Annotated in this window: 37 protein-coding genes; 15 read left to right on the top strand and 22 right to left on the bottom strand. The window is 37.0% G+C overall.

Annotated elements, in window-relative coordinates; genetic code table 11:
• Positions 1-19: 19 nt before the first annotated feature.
• Complete coding sequence (locus AC220I_RS03685) at positions 20-364, bottom strand: DUF7173 family protein (protein ID WP_486722470.1); 345 nt, start codon at positions 362-364, stop codon at positions 20-22.
• Positions 365-447: 83 nt separating this feature from the next.
• Here AC220I_RS03685 and AC220I_RS03680 point away from each other — a divergent pair, with 83 nt between their 5' ends.
• Genes AC220I_RS03680 through AC220I_RS03655 form a run of 6 tightly spaced genes read left to right on the top strand, consistent with a single transcriptional unit; the run spans position 448 to position 5,282 of the window.
• Positions 448-630, top strand: coding sequence for a helix-turn-helix domain-containing protein (locus AC220I_RS03680; RefSeq protein ID WP_486722469.1), 183 nt, complete (start codon positions 448-450; stop codon positions 628-630).
• Positions 627-2,057 carry a DEAD/DEAH box helicase gene (locus AC220I_RS03675; RefSeq protein ID WP_486722468.1) on the top strand — a complete coding sequence of 477 codons (1,431 nt, stop codon included), beginning with the start codon at positions 627-629 and terminating at the stop codon, positions 2,055-2,057. The genes AC220I_RS03680 and AC220I_RS03675 overlap by 4 nt, the downstream gene beginning before the upstream one ends.
• A 1-nt stretch (position 2,058) precedes the next feature.
• Entirely contained in the window at positions 2,059-2,337 is a 279-nt protein-coding gene (locus tag AC220I_RS03670) for a hypothetical protein (protein WP_486722467.1), read from the top strand.
• Positions 2,334-2,495, top strand: coding sequence for a hypothetical protein (locus tag AC220I_RS03665; protein ID WP_486722466.1), 162 nt, complete (start codon positions 2,334-2,336; stop codon positions 2,493-2,495). The genes AC220I_RS03670 and AC220I_RS03665 overlap by 4 nt, the downstream gene beginning before the upstream one ends.
• The gene (locus AC220I_RS03660) at positions 2,488-2,913 is read left to right on the top strand and encodes a VRR-NUC domain-containing protein (RefSeq protein WP_486722465.1); all 426 of its coding nucleotides are present in this window, start codon (positions 2,488-2,490) and stop codon (positions 2,911-2,913) included. Before AC220I_RS03665 ends, AC220I_RS03660 begins: the two co-directional genes overlap by 8 nt.
• Complete coding sequence (locus AC220I_RS03655) at positions 2,877-5,282, top strand: DUF3987 domain-containing protein (protein WP_486722464.1); 2,406 nt, start codon at positions 2,877-2,879, stop codon at positions 5,280-5,282. The genes AC220I_RS03660 and AC220I_RS03655 overlap by 37 nt, the downstream gene beginning before the upstream one ends.
• Here AC220I_RS03655 and AC220I_RS03650 read toward each other — a convergent pair.
• The 21 genes from AC220I_RS03650 to AC220I_RS03550 form a co-directional block, all read right to left on the bottom strand.
• Positions 5,279-5,773, bottom strand: a complete 495-nt coding sequence (locus AC220I_RS03650; RefSeq protein ID WP_486722463.1) for a hypothetical protein — start codon at positions 5,771-5,773, stop codon at positions 5,279-5,281. The two genes, AC220I_RS03655 and AC220I_RS03650, sit on opposite strands and share 4 nt — an antisense overlap.
• Positions 5,733-6,605, bottom strand: a complete 873-nt coding sequence (locus AC220I_RS03645; protein ID WP_486722462.1) for an N-acetylmuramoyl-L-alanine amidase — start codon at positions 6,603-6,605, stop codon at positions 5,733-5,735. The genes AC220I_RS03650 and AC220I_RS03645 overlap by 41 nt, the downstream gene beginning before the upstream one ends.
• A gap of 5 nt (positions 6,606-6,610) precedes the next feature.
• On the bottom strand, positions 6,611-6,838 hold the full coding sequence (locus AC220I_RS03640; RefSeq protein WP_486722461.1) for a hypothetical protein: 228 nt from the start codon (positions 6,836-6,838) through the stop codon (positions 6,611-6,613).
• Between the two features lie 262 nt (positions 6,839-7,100).
• Complete coding sequence (locus AC220I_RS03635; protein WP_486722460.1) at positions 7,101-7,550, bottom strand: RNase H family protein; 450 nt, start codon at positions 7,548-7,550, stop codon at positions 7,101-7,103.
• Between the two features lie 18 nt (positions 7,551-7,568).
• Positions 7,569-7,796 carry a hypothetical protein gene (locus tag AC220I_RS03630; RefSeq protein WP_486722459.1) on the bottom strand — a complete coding sequence of 76 codons (228 nt, stop codon included), beginning with the start codon at positions 7,794-7,796 and terminating at the stop codon, positions 7,569-7,571.
• A 2-nt stretch (positions 7,797-7,798) separates the two neighbouring features.
• Entirely contained in the window at positions 7,799-7,993 is a 195-nt protein-coding gene (locus tag AC220I_RS03625; protein ID WP_486722458.1) for a hypothetical protein, read from the bottom strand.
• Positions 7,986-8,147: a hypothetical protein gene (locus AC220I_RS03620; protein ID WP_486722457.1), complete on the bottom strand. Its 162-nt coding sequence runs from the start codon at positions 8,145-8,147 to the stop codon at positions 7,986-7,988. Before AC220I_RS03620 ends, AC220I_RS03625 begins: the two co-directional genes overlap by 8 nt.
• Positions 8,128-8,640 (bottom strand): hypothetical protein, encoded by a 513-nt coding sequence (locus AC220I_RS03615; RefSeq protein ID WP_486722456.1) that lies wholly within the window; start codon positions 8,638-8,640, stop codon positions 8,128-8,130. Before AC220I_RS03615 ends, AC220I_RS03620 begins: the two co-directional genes overlap by 20 nt.
• Positions 8,633-8,962 carry a hypothetical protein gene (locus AC220I_RS03610; RefSeq protein ID WP_486722455.1) on the bottom strand — a complete coding sequence of 110 codons (330 nt, stop codon included), beginning with the start codon at positions 8,960-8,962 and terminating at the stop codon, positions 8,633-8,635. The genes AC220I_RS03615 and AC220I_RS03610 overlap by 8 nt, the downstream gene beginning before the upstream one ends.
• Complete coding sequence (locus AC220I_RS03605) at positions 8,959-9,096, bottom strand: hypothetical protein (RefSeq protein WP_486722454.1); 138 nt, start codon at positions 9,094-9,096, stop codon at positions 8,959-8,961. The genes AC220I_RS03610 and AC220I_RS03605 overlap by 4 nt, the downstream gene beginning before the upstream one ends.
• Positions 9,083-9,304 (bottom strand): hypothetical protein, encoded by a 222-nt coding sequence (locus tag AC220I_RS03600; RefSeq protein WP_486722453.1) that lies wholly within the window; start codon positions 9,302-9,304, stop codon positions 9,083-9,085. The genes AC220I_RS03605 and AC220I_RS03600 overlap by 14 nt, the downstream gene beginning before the upstream one ends.
• Before the next feature lie 104 nt (positions 9,305-9,408).
• Complete coding sequence (locus AC220I_RS03595; RefSeq protein ID WP_486722452.1) at positions 9,409-9,687, bottom strand: hypothetical protein; 279 nt, start codon at positions 9,685-9,687, stop codon at positions 9,409-9,411.
• A 62-nt stretch (positions 9,688-9,749) separates the two neighbouring features.
• A complete protein-coding gene (locus AC220I_RS03590) occupies positions 9,750-10,061 on the bottom strand; it encodes a hypothetical protein (protein ID WP_486722451.1) in 312 nt (103 codons plus the stop codon).
• Positions 10,061-10,276 (bottom strand): hypothetical protein, encoded by a 216-nt coding sequence (locus AC220I_RS03585; protein ID WP_486722450.1) that lies wholly within the window; start codon positions 10,274-10,276, stop codon positions 10,061-10,063. The genes AC220I_RS03590 and AC220I_RS03585 overlap by 1 nt, the downstream gene beginning before the upstream one ends.
• Positions 10,273-10,545, bottom strand: a complete 273-nt coding sequence (locus tag AC220I_RS03580) for a helix-turn-helix domain-containing protein (RefSeq protein ID WP_486722449.1) — start codon at positions 10,543-10,545, stop codon at positions 10,273-10,275. Before AC220I_RS03580 ends, AC220I_RS03585 begins: the two co-directional genes overlap by 4 nt.
• A gap of 10 nt (positions 10,546-10,555) precedes the next feature.
• A complete protein-coding gene (locus AC220I_RS03575) occupies positions 10,556-10,834 on the bottom strand; it encodes an HU family DNA-binding protein (protein ID WP_486722448.1) in 279 nt (92 codons plus the stop codon).
• A gap of 2 nt (positions 10,835-10,836) precedes the next feature.
• On the bottom strand, positions 10,837-11,367 hold the full coding sequence (locus AC220I_RS03570; RefSeq protein ID WP_486722447.1) for an Nmad5 family putative nucleotide modification protein: 531 nt from the start codon (positions 11,365-11,367) through the stop codon (positions 10,837-10,839).
• On the bottom strand, positions 11,354-11,530 hold the full coding sequence (locus AC220I_RS03565; RefSeq protein ID WP_486722446.1) for a hypothetical protein: 177 nt from the start codon (positions 11,528-11,530) through the stop codon (positions 11,354-11,356). The genes AC220I_RS03570 and AC220I_RS03565 overlap by 14 nt, the downstream gene beginning before the upstream one ends.
• Positions 11,508-11,684 (bottom strand): HNH endonuclease, encoded by a 177-nt coding sequence (locus AC220I_RS03560; RefSeq protein ID WP_486722445.1) that lies wholly within the window; start codon positions 11,682-11,684, stop codon positions 11,508-11,510. Before AC220I_RS03560 ends, AC220I_RS03565 begins: the two co-directional genes overlap by 23 nt.
• Before the next feature lie 183 nt (positions 11,685-11,867).
• Positions 11,868-12,113, bottom strand: coding sequence for a hypothetical protein (locus tag AC220I_RS03555; RefSeq protein WP_486722444.1), 246 nt, complete (start codon positions 12,111-12,113; stop codon positions 11,868-11,870).
• Complete coding sequence (locus tag AC220I_RS03550; protein WP_486722443.1) at positions 12,103-12,411, bottom strand: DUF7447 family protein; 309 nt, start codon at positions 12,409-12,411, stop codon at positions 12,103-12,105. Before AC220I_RS03550 ends, AC220I_RS03555 begins: the two co-directional genes overlap by 11 nt.
• Positions 12,412-12,749: 338 nt before the next feature.
• Between AC220I_RS03550 and AC220I_RS03545 the strand changes: the two genes are divergently transcribed.
• From AC220I_RS03545 to AC220I_RS03505, 9 genes are all read left to right on the top strand, one after another.
• On the top strand, positions 12,750-13,151 hold the full coding sequence (locus tag AC220I_RS03545; RefSeq protein WP_486722442.1) for a hypothetical protein: 402 nt from the start codon (positions 12,750-12,752) through the stop codon (positions 13,149-13,151).
• 134 nt (positions 13,152-13,285) lie between these two features.
• The gene (locus AC220I_RS03540; RefSeq protein WP_486722441.1) at positions 13,286-13,885 is read left to right on the top strand and encodes a hypothetical protein; all 600 of its coding nucleotides are present in this window, start codon (positions 13,286-13,288) and stop codon (positions 13,883-13,885) included.
• Complete coding sequence (locus AC220I_RS03535; protein WP_486722440.1) at positions 13,872-14,183, top strand: hypothetical protein; 312 nt, start codon at positions 13,872-13,874, stop codon at positions 14,181-14,183. Before AC220I_RS03540 ends, AC220I_RS03535 begins: the two co-directional genes overlap by 14 nt.
• The gene (locus tag AC220I_RS03530) at positions 14,176-15,699 is read left to right on the top strand and encodes a hypothetical protein (RefSeq protein WP_486722439.1); all 1,524 of its coding nucleotides are present in this window, start codon (positions 14,176-14,178) and stop codon (positions 15,697-15,699) included. The genes AC220I_RS03535 and AC220I_RS03530 overlap by 8 nt, the downstream gene beginning before the upstream one ends.
• Positions 15,686-15,967 (top strand): hypothetical protein, encoded by a 282-nt coding sequence (locus AC220I_RS03525; RefSeq protein ID WP_486722438.1) that lies wholly within the window; start codon positions 15,686-15,688, stop codon positions 15,965-15,967. The genes AC220I_RS03530 and AC220I_RS03525 overlap by 14 nt, the downstream gene beginning before the upstream one ends.
• Complete coding sequence (locus AC220I_RS03520; RefSeq protein WP_486722437.1) at positions 15,964-16,143, top strand: DUF6496 domain-containing protein; 180 nt, start codon at positions 15,964-15,966, stop codon at positions 16,141-16,143. Before AC220I_RS03525 ends, AC220I_RS03520 begins: the two co-directional genes overlap by 4 nt.
• A gap of 2 nt (positions 16,144-16,145) precedes the next feature.
• The gene (locus AC220I_RS03515; protein WP_486722436.1) at positions 16,146-18,224 is read left to right on the top strand and encodes a hypothetical protein; all 2,079 of its coding nucleotides are present in this window, start codon (positions 16,146-16,148) and stop codon (positions 18,222-18,224) included.
• Complete coding sequence (locus AC220I_RS03510) at positions 18,221-19,534, top strand: hypothetical protein (RefSeq protein WP_486722435.1); 1,314 nt, start codon at positions 18,221-18,223, stop codon at positions 19,532-19,534. The genes AC220I_RS03515 and AC220I_RS03510 overlap by 4 nt, the downstream gene beginning before the upstream one ends.
• A gap of 18 nt (positions 19,535-19,552) precedes the next feature.
• Positions 19,553-20,827, top strand: coding sequence for a phage major capsid protein (locus AC220I_RS03505; protein ID WP_486722434.1), 1,275 nt, complete (start codon positions 19,553-19,555; stop codon positions 20,825-20,827).
• The last annotated feature ends 217 nt before the right edge of the window (positions 20,828-21,044 follow it).

Raw genomic sequence — 21,044 nt, 5'->3', positions numbered from 1 at the left:
TTCGGTTTGGTGATAATCATTACAACTTCTCTACTTTAAATGATGGCTTAGCTGGCTTAGTCGTAAGACATTCATCAACTCGATGCTTATCCTGATCTGACAGTAATTTGTATTTCTTTTTACTGAGAGAATATTTAGCATCGAAACCAACACCGACTACGGAGGCTAATGCTTGATCGACAGTTACGGTTTCTTTTTTAACAATGCTAACCTTAAATCCGCTATCTTCCGTCATAAAAGTTCCAGTATCGAAGTTAAGTTTTTCAGAGAATTTGTTATAAAGTGCGATTTGAAGTTCTTCTAGATTCTTTTTAGCTGTATCTAGTTCAGCTTTTGCTTTTAGGTACTGTTCATAAATGTTCATTTCCTACTCTCCTTGTTGACACTGAGACTATTCTCATTCATAATACTTGTCAACAGGGAAAAGTCAACAAAAGGGAATTTTTCATGAAATTAAAGACTTGGATGAAAAGAAATGGCAAAACTTATCGAGAAATCGCTGAAAAGCTCAAAATTCACCATACTTCACTATTTTACTACTGTAATGGGAAAAGAAAGCCTAGCATCAAAATAGCTCTGAAGATTGAAAAAATTACAGACAAACAAGTGACTATAAAAGATCTTGTATGACCGAACTTAGGGACTACCAACAAGAAGGTAAGGAACAGCTTTATCGCAATATCAGCTCTGGCATATTGGAAAATCTATTCTGGTTGCAAACTGGTGGAGGCAAATCTGTTATATTTTCTTCAATCATAGATGACATTGTAAATGGCGGTGCTCATGTGGTTTTTTCAGTAAAGAGAAGGGAGCTTATAAAGCAAGCCTCTGCGCATATGGATAAATGGAAAATTCCTCATGGTGTTCATATGGCAGGACACTATCGTTTTAGACCAAATGAAAAAGTTCAGATATGCTCAATTGATACATTAGATGCCAGATCTTTATATCCACATGCTGATAAAAATAGGGTCTGCATAATTATAGATGAGTGTCATGATTGTACACCAAGGGCAAGAAAGTACGCTAAGTTTTTCCACTCATATCCCGGTATGCCAAAAATTGGATTTACGGCAACACCTTTTTCTGATAACTCATTCTGGAGTGCCATTGTAAAACCTATCGAGGCACATGAGCTTAGAGATAGAGGTTATTTAGTTCCTGAGAGAACATTTGTACCAAACATTATAGATGTCAGTAATGTGACAATATCAAGAGGAGTATTCAATGAATCAGAGTTATTTGAGGTCAGCTCTAGAAAAGAAATTATTGGAGATTTCGTCAGAGATTGGAAACTCTATGCTCAGGGAAGGCCTACAATCTTATTTGCTGTCAATGTTGAACATAGCAAGATTATACGTGAAGCATTCAACGAAGCAGGAATTAGAACAGAACATGCAGATGCTAATACCAACTCTAGAGACAGAGATCAACTTCTTAGTCGGCTTGTTAGAGGAGACTTACAAGTTCTCACAAACGTTAACATATTCTCTACAGGCCTTGATGTCCCCGAAGTCGCAGCAATCCAAATATGTAGACCGACTCAATCACTTATCTGGCATCTTCAGTCTATCGGAAGAGGACTCAGGACCGCTCCTCATGTTGGAAAAGCAAATTGCATTATTATTGACAATGCTGGAAACACAATACGCCATGGAACAGCTTATCGAATTAGAGAGGCAGAACTTGGAAAACCAAAAAAGAAGAGAGCAATGGAGTCCGACGAAGAATCAGTTGGAATCAGAAGATGCAAACAATGTCATTTCGTTTACGAACCATCTCTCAAAGCGTGCCCCAATTGTGGATACGTAAATCCTAAAAGAGAAAGATCAATCGCTGAAAAAGATGGAGATCTGATTGAGTATCAGATGAGTGAGGAAGAGAAGAGTGCTCTCATAAAAAGTTCGTTTATAAGTGATTACCATAAGCTAAAAAATATTGCACATAGAAACAAAAAAATACAATTCAAAGATAAATGGTTATGGCACAAAATGCAGGAAAAATACGGAATACAAAAATGCAAAGAGTTAGGTAAGTATATAAATATGGAGTTTTGAAATGGATAAAAAAATAATAAAGCAAGAAATCAGCCAAGAAGAGTCTAATCAAATAACTGGAATGTTCAATTGGGCAAATAACAACGACGATATAATGATGATGGACTTGAAAATGTTCAAACAGTATAATAGTAAGGATAAGCATTATCGCACTGTTTTCGAGGTATCATCGATTCACTGGACAGGACAACAACATAAAACAGCAAGAGGTAACGGCTCAACACTTATTGAAGCAATGAAAAATTATTCTATGGCACTGATCAATAAGGGTATGCAATGAAGCTGAAGGTATTTATTGTTATTGTATCAGATGGGATAAAGCCAATTGTTTGGAGAGTTAGGACTAGCTTTGCAGAAGCTGAAAAAGATCAAATAGAGGCATATGAAAAATATGGGCCATTTACGTTGGTAGAAATATTGGAGAGGACAGTTGAGTAAGCATACACAAAGACAAAACAAAGTAATGCTAGTTGCTCAAAAGGAATATTCTGGAATTAGGCTATGGGTATTTGATAATGGTCAAGCCTATGCAAAATTTTCAGTGAAAGAAGCGCTTCAAGAGTACAAGAAGACAAACTCTATAACTCAAGCACTGAAGAAATTAATAGTTATTACCTACGGCAACGAAGGATTTCCAGACTTGGCAGGAATATATTTCGGAATATTTGTAGGAATAGAGATAAAAGTTGGAAAGGACAGGCAAAGAGCAGGACAAAAAATAATGGAGAGGGTTATAAAAGAGGCCGGTGGTATCTATATTCTATTAGATGACAAATCACCTATTTTAGATCAGCTCAAACCTTTGGAGAGAATAAAAATATGGGCAGCAGAAACGATTCACTCAAAGAATATATAAAAGATATTGTAAATAAATATAAGTATTCATTCATTCCACTTAGGTTAGTGAAGGATGAAGACATCAAAAGCGGAAAGATTCCTGCAATTTCTGGTTGGAGTAAATACTGTGATGAACTACCAACAGATGAAGAAATAGATTCATGGAATATAATTGGTACTGTTAGTGGTGTTGGAATCTGTTGTGGAGAAGCGTCTAATTTAGGTTGTGTTGATATCGACACGGAAGACCCTGAACTAAATAGAAGGTTGAAGGCCATTATGCCTGCCAATTCTCCTAGTATAATAGGAAATCCAAAAAGGGGCGGTAAGTATCTGTTCAAGCTCAGAGAATTCCCCAATGACCCTATTCTGAATATCACCAAAACTAAGATAGGAAATGCTGTCGATATATTTGTGTCTGGAGCACAGATAGCTGTTCCTCCGTCTATTCATACCTGTTATCAGAATGGAGAAAAGCTAAGCTATTCTTGGCTCTCTAACTACAATGATGGAGAGTATCCAGTAATTGATGATCTACCAGTTCTCGATGAAGATATCCTAACGGCAATAAAGCTCACACTGGATGGACAAACACCTTCTCAGATTGTTCACAGTGTAAGACCGGGTAGTATCGACCTAGATAAGGAAGAAACTGAAGGGAGATATAATCATGCAAGGAAGAGAATAGCGCAACTTCAGAGACAATTAATAGATCCAACAGAGGCAGTAAAGATACTCATCAAAGAAGATCTGGAAAGAAATGGTATAGACAATATGGTGTTCAAAACTAAAGTTAGATATACAGCTAGTCCAGAAATAAACTGCTACTATTGGTATATTAATCAACTGAAAAACAATAATGCCAAAAAACCGATAGCTCAATGTGAAGTTCCTCTTACACTAAAAAATGAGCCAATAATTGATCTTTCAGTTGTAAATGAGGGATGGGCTCATCCTATTCTTCCAGACAGTAATAATAGCATACTTCCTCCGTTTGATCTCAATGTGGTTCCTCCGGCATGGAGAGAGCTAGTCAAGGACGCTGCTGAATCGAATTCACTTCCTTATGAAGCTTGCTTCTTTCTTCTGCTTACTGAACTAAGTGCTGTGATAGGGAACAAGAGAATAATTCAATGGAAAAAACAAAATAAAGAATGGAGAGAGGCACATAATATATGGTCAGTCTATATAGCAAGGTCAGGAACTAGAAAAACTCAATTATTGAGACTTCTTAGCGAGCCAATGAGAAAGCTACAAAAGAAAATAAATGATGACTATGAAAAGAAGAAAAAAGAAATAGTCAGACTTCAAGAAGTGGTAGAACCTCAAATAGCTGAGCTTGAAAAACGACTAAAAGAAGAAGCAGTTATCGCTATAGATAGTAACGACAATAAGGAATATATATTAGAAACTCAAATGAAAATAGATGCTCTCAAAGATTCGATAGAAATTGAGCCAAGAAAGCAGTTAGTTGTCAAGTCAGCTACTACTGAAAAGCTTTTGATTCTTATGCAACAAAATCAAGATGGAATTATGTTCGCATATAATGAGCTTGCTGAATTGATTGGCCAGTTCAGTAAGAAAGGGTACGAAACTCAACGTCAAATTATCATGGATAGTTGGGACGGACTTGGTTCAGCTAGTTATCAGACTAAAAACTCTGGAGATGTATTTATTGATACTGCCTGTGCCTCACTCTACGGGGCCATTCAACCATCAATATTCAGAAAACATGTCCTTGATATTTACAATGGCAAAAACGATGATGGATTCTGGCAACGTCCATTTATCATCTCAAATGAAAGTAATAAAGCAGTTGAAGCAATTGATGTTGAATTCGACCATGATAAATACTACAAAGCTTATGAAATATTCTACAAGGCCTATGAAGCAGAGAAATCTGATGCACCTATTGGTTCACATTACTTGGCTTATGAAGAATATATGGAATTCGAGTCAAGAGTAAATAATATGAGCTTTTCTGAAGGAAATGACGCAATTGGTGCATTCTGGGGCAAGTTCACCGGGAAAATAGTCAAAATAGCCTCATTGATTGAGTTCATCAAAAATGATGGTGTATTCGTTAAGGAGATAAGCCTAGAATCGTTCAGGAGCGCTCTGTATATCATGGACAGGCAGATTACCCATATTAGGAACCTCTTTCCTAGAGACAGTGTATATGGCCTCTCAGATGTCGTATATATGATGAGAGCAGGCATCATAGAGAGCGGAACTACCACCTACAAGCTATCAAGATCACATAATAAGTATTTCGGAAATAAAGAGCAGTCTAATGCTCTAATAGCTGAATTGGTTGAGCGGAATATTATTAAAGTAGAAAAGAGGGGGACATCGACATACATCGAAATATCCCCCTACATCTTCTAAGGATTATGTAAACCCATTAATGAGATGTCGCCAGAAACATTTGATACCAGAATTTCATTATTTCTGTCAGTAAGATCTATTCTGATAATGGTTGACTTGTCTTTCATACTCTTATAGAGAGATTCTAAAAGCTTAAAGTCAAATGTGATGGTTTTCTTTTTAGACATGAAAGCACGTTGCATTTGTTCATCCGTGTTCTTTTTGGGATTCGTATAAGGTGTCGTCAGCTTCTTAAACTCACTAAACGGAACATCAGAACCCTTAAACTCCTTATAGAGTGCCTTGACATGCTCTAGCTTATCAACATGAATCATACAATCCTCTAAAACCTCCTTGATAAAAATATTGCATATAGTTGAATATCTATAGGTGAAAATAACCGAACCTTCATCGTATGCCTTCACCCTAAGATATTTTTCGTCCTCTTCTGTGCTCTTTTTATCGATTGAATTAAAGCAATCGATTATTCTTTTTACCGTTTCTGGTTTCATATTCTTCACCTGTTAACATTTTTCTAAAGTTCTCCATAGTCATTGACAATGAGGCTCCTGGGTCATCTTTCCTATTTGGAGCAACTTCATCATGTCCTACGATGTTTTTAATTTTTAGTATCTTCTCTTTATTTTTTTTAGGAGAGTTGTTGTACAGCCATATACAGAATGTTTCTAAAGCAGATTCCTGATCTGCTGTGTACATGCAATACGGCCTTCCTTTTTCATCTAATCTAACAAGTCTTTCTGGAATTTCTTGACCAAACCATGTTAAGTATTTATCGCCTTTCTTTTTAAGGCTTCCGGGGTTCTCTATTTCAATACCTATGAGCTTTCTTGATACGTTGTAACCAATTCCTTTCCAGTAGGATTTTCCTGCGTGGTATCCACCTTTGTTGATTGGTCTACTCTGATAAATTTTACCAAAAACGTCCATGACTAAATAACAATGTCCTCTGTCTTCGGCACCTTGAGCTGTTTGAATGGCATACTTTCTAGCAATTCTTTCAGACTCCTTACCAGCATATATACCCTTACCGCTCATATTATATAAAATCCTAAGCGGATTAATTAATGGGAATACTGAAGAAAAAACTCCCTTCGGAAGCATCCACCCCGACGGCCAATGGACAACCAAACCTTCAGGATAACCATCTTCAAATTCATATCGAGTTTTCATCCAGATATCCTCAGTTTCATTAATCTTCTCAGCTTTAGGATACCACACCTTGTAAGCTGTTGGATGACCAACTGGTTGATGATAATCGTCGGAAATTTCCCTGTCTATTGGCCTTTTGTTCCACCATTTTTTTATTCTTCTCCATAGTTTCATAAACATCACTCCTCTCCTCTTAATATTTTCTGAATATTATTAGATGATACTGGATACATTTCAGCGCCTACTGCAGAAGTAAGACTTTTAAGCATTTTATATCTGGTATCGTGCTTTGTTAACGGTTGAGTTGTCCACGTTTTATTTTGTGAATTCTCTTTGCATCTGTGTGCCTTAAGGTCTTCTTTTATTTTAAAAGTATTACCACCACAAATTTCGTAAGCTTCTCTCATTTATTTTGCTCCTCTGAAAAAAATTAGAATTAAGAATATTGCTGATAACCACATTATCCCATACAGTAATATTAGGTTTCTTCCTATAAACTCTATAAAGATACTTGTGTCCATAATTTCCTCCAAAAATTGGGGAGCGGCGGCGAACTCCCCATAAAAACCAATTGCCCATATTGATATTTAATTATTTGTTAACCGCCATTTGTTTTTTAAAAAATAGGGAGGTGGACCAAACCTCCCTATACACACAACAGAAAAAAAGTTAATGAAAGTTATTTCTGGTCCTTTGTCTTATTTCTCTTATTTCTTTTCTACTATCGGTCATTGTGATTGCTTTACCGGCCAGCTCATCAGCAGTATCATTAAGCTCATGTCCAGAATGCGCCTTAATCCATACAAATCTAACAGACTTATGCTGATTAATTAGTTTAATAATTTCATCCACTAGATGCTTATTCTTTCTTGCCTTAAATACGCCAGTGCAAACAGAAATACAATATTTACTATCACTGAATATTGTCACTGGCATGTCTTTGTCTTTTATCGCTTTAAGGCCTTCTAATATAGCAAAAAGTTCAGCAATATTATTAGTGCATTCCTTTTTTAATTTAATTGCTATTTTGAGAATATGTTTCTTGTAGCTAAGGACTATTCCTGCTCCTCCCTTTCCGGGATTCGGTCTACAAGCACCATCAGTGTAAAGATAAATCATACCTACCTCGAAAGTAATTTATTTCTTTGTTGATCTATTGTCAACAAATTTTTCAATCGCCTGTATTACGTCATTTGAGGCAGTTATATACGCTTCTGATTCTTTTGGTGCTATTCCAAAAGATGCACAAGTTTTAGCTATTTCCATCATCAGCAAAACCAATTTATTACGATCTATTTTATGATAATCTACTTGATCTCTTAATCTCTCTTCTAAAAAGCATTGATATTCTTTGTCTACATTCATTTTTACTTCTCCTTGTTCGTTGCCTCTAGGCATCGTTTAATCCATTCTTTTATCTGTTTTTTGTCTGGCATTTTGCCGTTGTTTTTTTCTATATATAATATAGATAAGCCAACTATTTCATCCCTAACCATATCTTCTGATTTATATTCATACTCATTACTGTTGGTACAAGGCCTGTTAGGTAGATTATTATTCATCCAATAGTTCCTTTACTTTCACCATCACTTTATTATAGTTATCTTCATATTCTGGATACCTTAGAACTAGGAAATGACGTAACTCTTTTACTAGCTCTTTAGCTTCGGAGAGTTGTTGTTTCAGCTTGCGAATCTCATCCTTTTCTATGCCCATCCAACAACTCCTTAAGTTTTTTAATATTTACGGGTTTATATTCCCAAACATCCACGCCGACATTAATAAGCCCTTTATTTAGCTCGTCTCGCCATAAACAATGCACATGACCATGTAACAGCACTGAGTCTTTGGGTAGAGCTGTTTTAACTGCGGGGTCGTGTGCCATGTAGAAACCATCAACCAATAAAGAGGTGTGTACTGATGCAAAACCGCAATCAATATATCTAAAAGGTTTGAGTTCATCATGGTTACCAAGGATTAAATGCTTGGTCCCGTTTAGTTTCCCGGTCCAGTTTTTAATCTGTTCAAAATTACGAACTAACGTGAAGTCCCCAAGGATATAAACAGTATCACCCTTATCTACTGTTATGTTCCATAAATCTATCATCATCTTGTTCATGACGTTTGCATTTTTAAATGGGCGCTTACAATATTTAATAATGTTTTCATGTCCAAAATGATTATCAGAAGTTAACCATATCTCACTCATCCAATATCTCCTTTACCCTTCTCTCTGCTTCGCGAGCGCGTTTGCCGCCTACTATTGCGACGCTATGAGGTTTTCTAGTCGTATCATTCAATATAAAAGATTCATTTAATGGTGCGTCTATTTGTGAGCATGTCCAGTTTTTATATTCTTTGTAATACCCATTGCTCTCCCTTAGTATCTCCACGGCTTGTTCGAGCTTTTCGATTTTTGATTGTTGATAGTCCCAGGCAGCGCGAACAGCTTCAACTTTGCTAGTTGCCATTTTCTCATCAAACGGATTAAACCACTCATTAAAGCTCTCTATGAATTCTTTTTTAGTCATTTAAAGCCTCGACAAATAGTCTTCTGTGTTAAATTCTTCATTTGGTTTAATTCTTCGTCTTTATCGCCTCTTGTGTCCTTGGTTCGCCACTCGTCATAGCTTCCATCGTTGTAGGCTTGGTTAAAGGATTTCATTTGCCATGAACTTTACAATAGCTTTAGATTTTTCTCTACTGCTATTTCCGTGAACACCTACCTTATTATCTTTTTGAGTGATAATAACGATATCTTCAAAACCAAAAGTGTCTTCCATTTTTCCCATTATTTCATTGAAAAATTCATCTTGGCGTTCCTCATATTCATTTCTTGCATTAGTCTCAATTAATACTTCTTTATCAGACATATCGTCCCCCTATGTTTCCAGTGTTTAAATTTATAAAAAGCCTCCAAGTAGCTGCCTCTAAATTGTCTGGATATTCTAAAGCTGCCTCAACGAATTTGGTCATCCTATTCTCCAATAATTAAGCTTTTATTCCACCTATCCTTTCCGATATTACATCCTAATGCATAAAATGGTGCCACGATAATATCTGCTATAGATTTTACGTGACATTCAGATGGATTATTAGCCTTATAAATTCCATACCATGTTCTACCTATGATAAATCCATATAAAAAAATGCATGTAAAAAGCGTGGCAACTCCGGCAGCCACCTGATCGTCTGGAGGGTTCTTGTCTCCATAAATTGCTTTACCATATTTCCTATAAAACCATTTTGGTGTCATTTATCGCCCCCACTGCCTTCTCATATCACACTCTAATTTCCCATGCTTATCAAGTCTTGTCTTCATTCTTCTACCTCAAAGACTTCGCCTTTTTCGTTGATTGTTATTGGCCTATGATGGTTATACAATCTTTCAACAATAGACCTAAACATTATCTCTCCGTCTCTAGCATCTATATACAGCCGCCCGATTAGTTTTGGTTTAGGTTTCTTCGGTTCCCACCCTTGTAATCCTAAATTACCGAGATCTGCATAACATTCTCCGTTTTTATCTTTATAGACATAGGTCTCTTCTCCTATGAATAAAATCTCTCTGTCCAGATCAGGGTTATGACATTCTATAATCATGCCTACTTTTAAATGGTCTTTATCCATTATTCCACCTCGTTTCTATCAGCACTGAATGTGCATCTCGTTTCGTTGTTTCTGATTGTAGTGACACAAGAAAAGTGCTTAGAGTTACATTTAACTTCTTCTCCGTATCCATAACCGAATCGATTACAGATAAGTTGTTCACTAATGACTACCATGTCACTATCTTTGCCACAAGAGCTAAGTGCAATTAAAATAATTAGTGCCGATAATCTCATTTGTCTCCTCCTAGATAAAGTTTACGTTCTATTCTTTCTCTGTAGTCAGCAATCATAGCGGCTACAATTTCTTGTCTACCGACTCCTATCAGATCAGGTAGCTGATGTAAATACTTGCGTGGAAAACCAGCAATGCCCCTTTCTATGTTGCTGATTGCTTGTCCTTTCTTAAGGCCTAGGGCCGCTGCCATGTCATCCTGAGATATTCCCTTGCTTAATCTATTCCTGCGGATTAATTCGCCTATGTGCTTGAATTCTTTTCTGCTCATTGCTTTCCCCTTAGTTAACGAATTTAGTTAAATTTTCTGATGCTCTGAACTTAATAACCTTCTTACCCTCTATGATCATGTTCTCACCAGTAGCTGGATTAACTCCTCGTCTCGATCTCCTATCTACTGCGTGGAACGTTCCGAATCCTCTTATCCTAACGTTATCATTTTCTCTTACTTGCACCTTAGTTATGTTCATGAAGCATTCTAATACTTCTTTGACATCTTCTTGATTAAGGTTGCGCTTGTTGATTAAACTAATTCTTTTGGTTAATTGCTTTAAATTCATTTCTATTCTCCTTTTGGTTTGACCAATTGTTTACGTATGCTATTAATCTGTTCTGCTGGAATTACAGCCATTGATTGTGCCTTCTGCTGATTAGCAAAATAGTGTTTAAATTCAGGAATAGCAGCAACGACTTGCTTATCTGTAGTAAAGGCATAAAGAATCTGTTTAAGACTTCTTTTAAATTTAATCCTCTCTTCTCTTATGCTTCTCAACTTATCCCTAAGTTTCTCAACGGTTTTAGTTGCTTTAATCTCAATTTTATTTCCATTAATGTTGGCAGGGTAATAGTTGTATAACTGATAATAGTTATCTTTTTCACCACAAGAATACTCAATTCTAGCACTATCAGTTAGCCGGATATAGTTAGAATCAATCAATTCTTGTGGTATCTTAGGACCAGCAGCAACCGCCTTCTTCGCTAACTCCTCGATAGCGTCTCTGAACTTCTTCTCTGCTTCATTACGCTTGTCATGATACTTGTTGTTGACTTCTTGGTTAATAATCGAATCTCTCATTGAATTAGTTAATCTCATTTCTACTCTCCTCGGTTGTTGGTTGTTCATGTTCGTACACTAAGTCATAGTATTGTAGCTCTAAGCCCAATTCAGTAGCTACGAGTAATAGGAATTCTCTAATGTGCTTAAGTTCATTTGTATTGCTAGCCGTTGTATTTCTAGTCGTTGTGTTGCTTGCCATGCATACCTCCTCTATTCTTATTGTTAATTACTGGCGTAACTTCTCTTAAATTCCACAGAGCGCAGTCTAGTCTGTCACCGTTAATATGATCAATAACCATTCCATTAGCTACTGATCTATTGTTGAATACTTCCCATATTTCCACATGGGTCATAACCTTCCTACGCTTAAGACCTCGGTAACTCCATTGCTTAAGATAAGGCATAGCTAGACACCTACCAAAATGCATCCAAGGCTTAATCTTCTGATTAGTTCTAATGTTATAAGTAGTTCCATTAGATAGGTACATGTGATTGCCTATCGTCTTCATGTGAATGACTCGCATTATAGTTACTCCTTAATAATTAATATACTCATACACGTTATATCTATTATTCTCTTCATCCACCCATGAGACTTCAAAGTCTCCAATGTAACCAGTATCATCACAATAGGCGCACATACCATCTGCGTAATTCTCACACTGATTGCAACGGTTAGCATCGAGCACCTTATTGACTGCCTCGTCATCGTCGTATGGACCGATATAAAGTAAATTACCGGACCAGTCATCTATTCTTATTGATTTATCTTTAAAGCTCATTGAGATACTTCCTTTTCAGTTCATGCGCCTCATTTTTAGTCATGACTGCAAACTCTCCGATAGTTTCCATCGTGCCGTCGTCAAGATCAAAGGCCCTCACATTAAATGCTCTATTCTTTTTATCAAATGAAGTAAATTCACTAGTAACAAAGACTGCCACATTCTTTTTAACTATTGCATTGCCGTGATATTGAGTACCGAAAAAATTCTCTGAATCTCTATCGAACCAATGACCGTCTGGTCTTACTAAGTAGTATTCTCTTCTTAATTCAGGTATCGTCATCTCTTTAGTCTTCATTTCATTAACTCCTAGTTATTTATTGTGTTGTTCCTCAAGCGAAGTAAATAATAATTTATGTCAAAAGTCAACAAATGTTACAAATTGTGTTTTTGAGTACGTTCACAGTAACTCTAATAATACAGAATTAATCCAAGGTTAATGACGCATAGTATAATATATATAATTCCAATATGTTATAAAAATGGGTAAAAAGTGTATTTTAACTGTTAACTGTTATATCTGTGCGCTGTATACAATTTGTAACATTTTTGTTACACCAGGTAACAGAAAAAACTTGAAAAAAGTGAAAAAAGAACATAATGTTACAAATTGTAACAAGGAATTTATGGGAAAATATGAGCACAAAAAAAGAGAACACAGTGGTAATTAGAATACCAAAAAAAACGAGAGAATTTTTCGAGGGACTAACAGAATTAAACGCATCAGCAAATATGACGCTTATGGTAGACCTACTTTATTCAAGAAGAAAAATAATCAGTAAAATGATAGCCGACGAGATAGAGCGTAAAATCGAGATAGTTAGTCAGTTACAAAATAAAGAGGAGAATTTCAGTATAGAAGATATCAATCTCGTGAACCTTCATGAATTGAGCACAGAGATACTTAATCAATACTGTAATCAATTGCAGATACCTAATGAGGTGATAGAATCTAAGGGAATGATAAACGCAATAAAGGAAAAGATAGCGCCCGTAGAACCTGATAAGCCAATTCCAATTCCACCGTGGCTAAAATAATGATACAATCAGTAATGCGAAGCGCCTTAGTGGCAACGAAAACGGGGAAAATTGACCCCCCCCCCTAAAGGGCAGAGGAGAGAGATGTACCGCCTATATCCCACATCAATATTTTTTTTCAATATGGAAATACTATGACTCATAGCACCGATATTTTAATCCGAGCAAAGCACATGTACTTCTCGGATATCTCCGTCGTAGACATAGCAGAAGAGTTGGATATTCCAATTAACGATTTAGGCATACAGATATTTGGTCCAGATAAAACTGGTCATGATCCCAACTGTTGGTATCAGGAAAGAAAACAAATGCAGCCCGGATCTTTTGTAACCTATCAGAAGGTCAAGTCATATATCCTCTCTTCAGCAGAGGCATGTCTCGCCAAGAAGGTTGCCGAGTCAGCTCACAAATTAGCTGAAAAAAAAGAGATTCTTGAGCTTGATGATATGGGTAAGGCAGTAGATATTATCAGTAAATTGGATAAGATAGGTAGACTTGAGCGTGGAGAGTCAACTGATATTATTTCAGTTGAACAAGGATTTAGTCTCAGAGAGATTGAAAATGCAAGTAAAATAGTAGATGCTGAATTTGAAGATATAACAAATAAACCATCAACCAAGGAGATATCAGATGGAAGAACAAATGAACCAAGAACACCTGCAAGAACGGCCGATGACATTAGAAGAAGGAATCCAATTAGATTCCCAAGATCAATCGGCAATGATGAGCAATGAAGACCACCAATCCGATCAATCCGATCCATCTGAAGATGCCGATCAATCTGAAGACAGTAATCCATCTGAAGATGCCGATATGTCTGAAGATGAACTAGAGGAGCTTGATACTATTGATAAGGACTATGCTGACCTTCTTGAAGCGCTCAAGTCAACTAAGGAAGCTGTTGACCAAGGTGCTTTATGTAAGGAGTTCGCTAAGAAGCACTCTTTATTCTTTACTGGATTTAGTGTAGCTACTGGCGGTCCTATGTTCGCAGCAGATCCATCAGTGGAGCAATCACAGTCAGATGAATAAGAAGGAATTTCTTAAGCATCAAGAAAGCATAGAAAGGCAGATGCATCAGGTATGGATGCCACATGATGGACAAGTACCTGTTGCTACTTCCTTCTTTATATATTGGCTTATTGGTGTTTTTCTTAGGTGTGGTCGTAAGTTCGGGAAGACTGAACTTGCTATTTATTGCATGTATATGTTTGCCAAGCTGTTCCCCAATTCAGAATGTTATTACGTAGCAGATGAGAAGGACCATGCCCGTGATATCTGTTGGGACAACAGGAGACTTCCTGAGTTCTTCACATCGTTTAGGATACAGAAGAATGAATCGCAAGAGGATTTCGTCAGAAGGAAGAAGGCAGGGAATAGGCTTCAGGATCAGTGGGTTCGTAAGGTTAATGAGTCTGAGATGTATGTTAGACTTGATAACAACTCTATGTTGAAGGTTGACGGCGCTAAGAACTGGAAGAAAGCAGATGGTCTTGGTCCTGTGTTTATCGTTTATGATGAATTTAAAAATCATGATCCTCGTTATGATAGAGCTGCCCGTCCTAACTTAATGGATCTCAATGGTCGTATCATGATTATTGGTACTCCTCCAGATAATGAAGATAACTATTACTGTAGGACTGAGCAGGAGTTTATGATTAAGCCGGGGCACGCTTATTTTAAACGACCTAGCTGGACCAATCCGCATGTCTATGGAGGTCGTGATTGTCCTAAGCTGAAGGCAGAAAAAGAGGCCCTTACAAGGAAGGGAGAGCTTCACGTTTATCTTAGAGAATACGAATGTGAAATCGTTCCAGACACAAGTAAGCAAATTTTTCCTATGCTTAAATATCCTAGTAAGAATTTCGAAACAGATAAATACGAAGGTAGAACAGAACATGTTAGACCTCACTTTGAAATACTCTCCATCATCTCAGCAAGACCTAGAGATTGGGATTGGTATGTTTGCTTTGATGCTGGATCTGCAACCACATTTGCTGTTTTATTTGTTGCCATCAATAGGCATACTAAGCAGATTTGCTTTTTAGATGAAGTTTATGAAACTGAGCAGATTAGGATGACCACTAAGATAATTTACGATCAGGCCGAGGTGAAGATGGATGAACTCCATTTTTTCAGAGATGATTGGAATCAGATATATGATAACGCTGCCACTTGGTTTGCCAACGAAGTACATGCTCACTATGACGATGTTGCCCTTATGCCGTGTACTAAAGATGTCAAGAAAAAAGAAGCTAAATTGAGTTTAATTAAGGACGTAATGCTTGAACCAGAGATGTACCTTATTTCAGATAGATGTCAGAATTTTATCAAAGAGAAGGTTAACTATGCCAAGGATGATAAAGGCAAGATACCGAAAATTAATGACCACTTATTAGACTGTGAGCGTTATATATTCAATGAATCACATTATGACATGTTGTTCCAAGAATATATTGATAATAAGAATAATCGGAGGTTTGAGACTCCAGATAGTGATTTAGCAAAACATTTTAGACAGGAGGGAATGCTATATGAGAACTATTGACACCATTTGCTTGGTTTTATCGCTACTTTCAATTATCCTATGTAGTGTTACTGCCATTTTTTCTTTTATGGCATACGCTAGAGTTGTTGGAATGGAGAAGTCTACTCATCAGCTACAATGGATGCCTATTGATAGTCCATCTGATGAATCTGAACCTACCACTCAATTACATGATGACGACCTAGGGAATGAACTAACTAAAAAGGATCGTGAATATCTGAAGCAATTCAGAGACATGTATCCTGATGTAGAAGAGGAGCAAGTATGAAAGAGAATCTGACAGATCCACATGCTAAGAAGAAGATATCTCGTGTTATGAGAGAATATTATGCTGGAAAACTTCATTCTGGTGGATCTGGAGAAATTGTCACCAATCCTGCTCAGGCCAAGGCAATTGCAATGAGTGAAGGTCGAAGAGTTCTTAAATTGAAACTAAGGAAATAATAATGAGCACAGAATCATTTGACGATTTTAATAGTACGGAACAGATGGGACTTACCAGTGAACTGAAACCATTTCAATTCAGGGACGATCCAAATGACAAAGAAAAAACACTCGACTGGCTTAATAGTAACTTCGAAATACTCGAACACGCATCTCGATCTAGATTTATCACATATAGAAGGCATCACGCACTCTATAAGGGGATTCACTGGAGATTCAGTGATGTTCGTAACAGTGACAGAGACATTGAGTACACCGAACGTAAGCCCCGTCACACGGTTAATTTCGTTAAGGAGATGGTTGACACCAAAGTCTCGCAAATGGCACGATTCAGGGCCAATATTGCTTTAATACCTGCTCACGATGAACAATCAGACATCAATAACGTTAAGGGTTGCAAGCTTTTGCTTGATGCCAGAAGTGAAGAAATAGATCTTGAAATAATTCATCAAGATGCTGATATGATTAAGTATGTTTATGGAATCGTATTTCAGTTTGTTTTGTGGAACCCAGATGCTGGACCACTTCATCCATCATACAGAAAACTTAATGAGATGTATGGGAATGATTTACCTAGTAAGTATAAGAGAAAACTTAAGAAAACTGGACCGATTCATGTTGGTGATGTTGATGTTGTCAACTATGGTCCCGATAGAGTATTTCCTGAAATTAATAAGCGTAAATGGTGCGATGTTAACCATTTTGATTATATAGAATGGGTTAATATCCATCAGCTTAAGGCAGACTACCCACACCTAGAGGATGAAATACAACAGAATAAAAGAGAGCGATATGATTTTGAATTGATGGAAATATCAAGACCAGAAGATGAAGTTATGGTTAGGCATTTCTATCATAAGAAAACTAAGTATCTTCCTGAAGGTGCTCATATTATCTATACTGATGACGTTATTCTTGAGATGAGAAACTTCCCATACGATGATGGAAGACTACCATTTGTTTGGGATGGTGATGGTCGTATATATGGAGAGCTATGGCCTAGAAGTTTTATTGGTGATATCGAGCAGATGCAAAGATATTATAATAATATCCAATCAGCTCAGGCACGAGATCTTGGTATAGGTTCTGCTCCGAAATGGGTGGCCCCTAAAGGTGCTTGTAAGATTCATCATTACAATAATGAATTTACACTTATGGAATTTAGGGGAGCAATAGCTCCTAAGCTTGTTCAGGGTAATCCAGTATCAGAGCAATCGTTTACTGTTCAAGATAGACTTGAAAGAAAAATAGCCAAACATTCTAAGGTATATGACATAACCAGAGGAGAGGTTCCTCAAGGTGTTACTGCAAACTCTGCATTGAGATTTCTAGATGAACAAGAATCTCAGCGTAATATGACAGAAGAGCAGAGGCGTAAAGTTAGAGTCCTTGCTGTTTATAGAATGATGTTATATAGGATGGCACAGTTCTACAAAGAATCTGATGAAAGGACAGTCAAGAAGCTTGGAAGAAATAACGAATATATAATTAAGTCTGTCAAGAAGGCAAACTTTTCCATGGTTGCTGATATAAGACTTCAGAATAGCTCTGCTCTTCCTGATACAAAGACAGGTCGTATATCAACAATTGTTGACTTAAATATTGCTACTCAGAAAGATCCTGTTTTTAAGAAAGAAGAAATTATTAAAATGTTAGACTTAGGGCTTGATGACGCATTCAAGGATGAAGCAACGGTTGCAGTTGATTCAGCTAAGCAGATTTTAGAAATGCTTATTGAAGGCGAGAGTGTTCCTGAACCTGAACCATATGATAATCTTTTAGTTTATTACTCAATATTTGGGAAAGCGGTTCAGACAATATCGTTTAAAATGAAAACACCAGGTGGTATAAAAGAAAGAATTCTTCAGTACTTGATGACACTTGAATTACTTATGTACGATAAGGCCACTAAGAATCAGGCGTTTTTAATGGAGCTTCTTCAAGTTAAGTCATATCCAGTTATATTTACTCTCCCAGAACCATTATCTATGTTATTACCTCAACCAGTTGAACCTCAAAGTGAAAGTGGGGTAGATACTAAAAATATTAAATCAATGAATAAAACAGGAGAAGAACAATGAGCGGAGCTGCACAAAGTATTGAATCATTTGACGACACAGAAGTTATCGAACTACCACAGGGTGACAAGCCAACACTAAGTGAAGAAGACATCATAAAAGATCCATCAATGGATACATTTGAAAACAACGTATATCAAAATGATGAAAAATCAAAAGATAGTCAAGTTCAGTTATTAGATGAACAAGATGGATCAGAAAAAAAAGGTGGAGATGATGAAAAAGATAAGAAATCAGATGTCGAAGACAAGAATGATGGAAAGAAAGAAGAAGGCGAAGAGAAAAAAAGCACTGATGGCGAGAAGGATAAATCTAGCGAAGAAGAAAAGAAAAGCGAAGATGGAAAAAGCTCTGAAACTAAAACATCAGGAAAACCTCTTAAAGTTAGAGATGGAGATAAATTGATCGATATCTCTTTAGATGCTACGATTAAAACAAAAGTTAAAGGTAAAAATGAGTTTGTGACTCTTCAGGAGTTGAGAGATAATTATTCTGGTAAAAAGGCATGGACTGAAGAAATTGAAACGGCCAAGGAAAAAACTCAATTAGCTGAAGATAAGTCATTAAAACTTCAAGATGAAAAAAATGTACTCATAGGTCATCTTACTAAAATTGCTGGAATGCTTGACAAAGAAGATGGAGATCCATTGGATGCTCTTTATTATTTGCTTGACATGACCGGGCGTGATGTGAATACTTATAGTAAGAGGATCTTCGACTATATGGAAGGTCAGATCTCAGAAATGTCTGATATGGATCAGACAGAGAAAGATTTGTACTGGACTAAGAAGAAACTCGATGCAATCAATAACAATCAGGCAGCCAAAGCGGAATCTGCCAAACAAGAGCAAGCCCAAAGGGAACTCGTTGTTCGGATAGACAAGCTAAGGGAATCGCAGGGTGTTAGTGAGGAGCAGTATGTCCAAGCTCATGATGAGCTAATTAAATTGGGCTACAAGGAAGAGGATATAAAACCTGAGCAAGTTATAAATTATGGTGCTATGCTTCCATTTTTTAAACGAGCTGAAGATTTTGTTATCCCAAACTTTGAAGACGATTTAAGTGATGATGAAATGGACTCTTTGATTACTGAAACTGCTAATGTCATGCGAAAAAGACCGCAAATTTCAGACGAAGATGCCTTTTCAATCGCAGCCAAAATGCTTGGATTTGAAGTTGAAACCATTGACGACGATATCGATAAATTAAACGAAAAAGTCGGAAATGATTATCAACAACCGGGAAAAGGTATGAAATACAAGGAAAACAAAACTCCTGATCATATCGAATCCTTTGATGATTTTGACATTTAACATTAAGGAGCGTGTGATATGGCACAATTTAACCTAACAGATCAGACAAATCTGTTTAAAATCAACTATTACAAAAAATCTGAAAACATGTACAACAGTGCTAACGTTTGCAATGGTCGTATTCGAAAAAGATACGATTTCACTGGTAAGCAGCGATTTGTAGCAACTCCTCTTTCTTTTAGTGGTGGTGTTGGTGCTTCATTATTGCCTGTATCAAATGCTGGTGATTATCAAGGAGCTATCATAACCTCTAAAAAGGTCTACGCAACTTGTGAGATCGAAAGAGAGGCTATCAAAGCTTCAAAAGACTCTGCTGGGGCATTTGTTCAGGCAACAAAAGAAACGGTTAAGAAGACTGTTGAATCATACATGAGAAACGACTCTCGTATTCTTTTTGGTGATGGTACAGGTATTCTTGGTCGTGGCGATGGTGCTACTAACGTAACTGGTGCTGGTTCAACAGCTAACCCTTATGTAGTAAAAATCAGAGCTGCTGGTACTCAAGGTGGTTGGAAAGAAGCCAACTTTGAGGAAAAAGATCATATTCAAGTTGTAACTGGTATGAATGCTGGTGATAACTTGGGTGGCACCGCTGAAGGTGGTACAGCTACTACTAACTTATTAGAAGTTGTTGCTGTTGATCCATCAGCTAACACAGTAAGTCTTGTTGGTACATCTGCTGTTCTTGCCGCTCTTGCAGGTGTTGGTCCTATGCTTACAACTTCTGGTTTCTGTATGCAAAGATCATATCTTTCTGAGCCTGTTGGTCTTGATGGTGTTGTTAACGTATCTTCTGGTACTCTTTACAACATTACAGTTCAACGAAGATGGCAATCCTACATTTCTGATGAAGGTGGAGCTGGTATTAACGTTGATAAAATGAACAAAGCCATGTTGAATGTTGAGAAAAAGTTTGGAAAAGCTCCTAACTTGATTATTACTTCATATGCTCAATTCCAAAATATCCTTGCTCTTCTTGAGGATCAAAAGGTTTATAACCTTCCAAATAGAAATATCAAGGGTAACTTGAGCTTCCAAGGCGTAGAATTTATGTCTACCCGTGGACCAATTGGTATCTTTGTTGATAGATTCTGTGAAGATGATAGAATCTATTTTCTCAATGATAATTACATTGAGAGACATCACAGACCGGGATTTGGATGGTTTGATGATGATGGAACCGTGTTCCTACGTAAGACTGATGAAGATGCTTACAATGCTCGCTATGGTGGGTACTATGAGAACTTCATTACTCCTACAGCTCACGGTCTACTGAAGAACCTTGCAGTTTAATAATTAGGGGAGCCTAGCTCCCCTTTATTTTTCCCTCCCAAGGGTTAAAGGAGCATCTATGAAAGAAAGATCTAGGTCTATTAAGACCGCTCAATTAAAAATGAGAGAATTGAATTTTATCATTGACGGTACTGCTGGTACTCCTGCGGCAACTGGATTTGATAGATTCCAGATTTCAAGTGTTGTTGATTTAGGTGTCGGTAACTATACAATCATA

The sequence above is a fragment of the Fusibacter sp. genome, assembly GCF_057447755.1.
The sequence above is the reverse complement of the archived record's forward strand: the minus strand, read 5'-3'. Positions and strand labels throughout refer to the sequence as shown.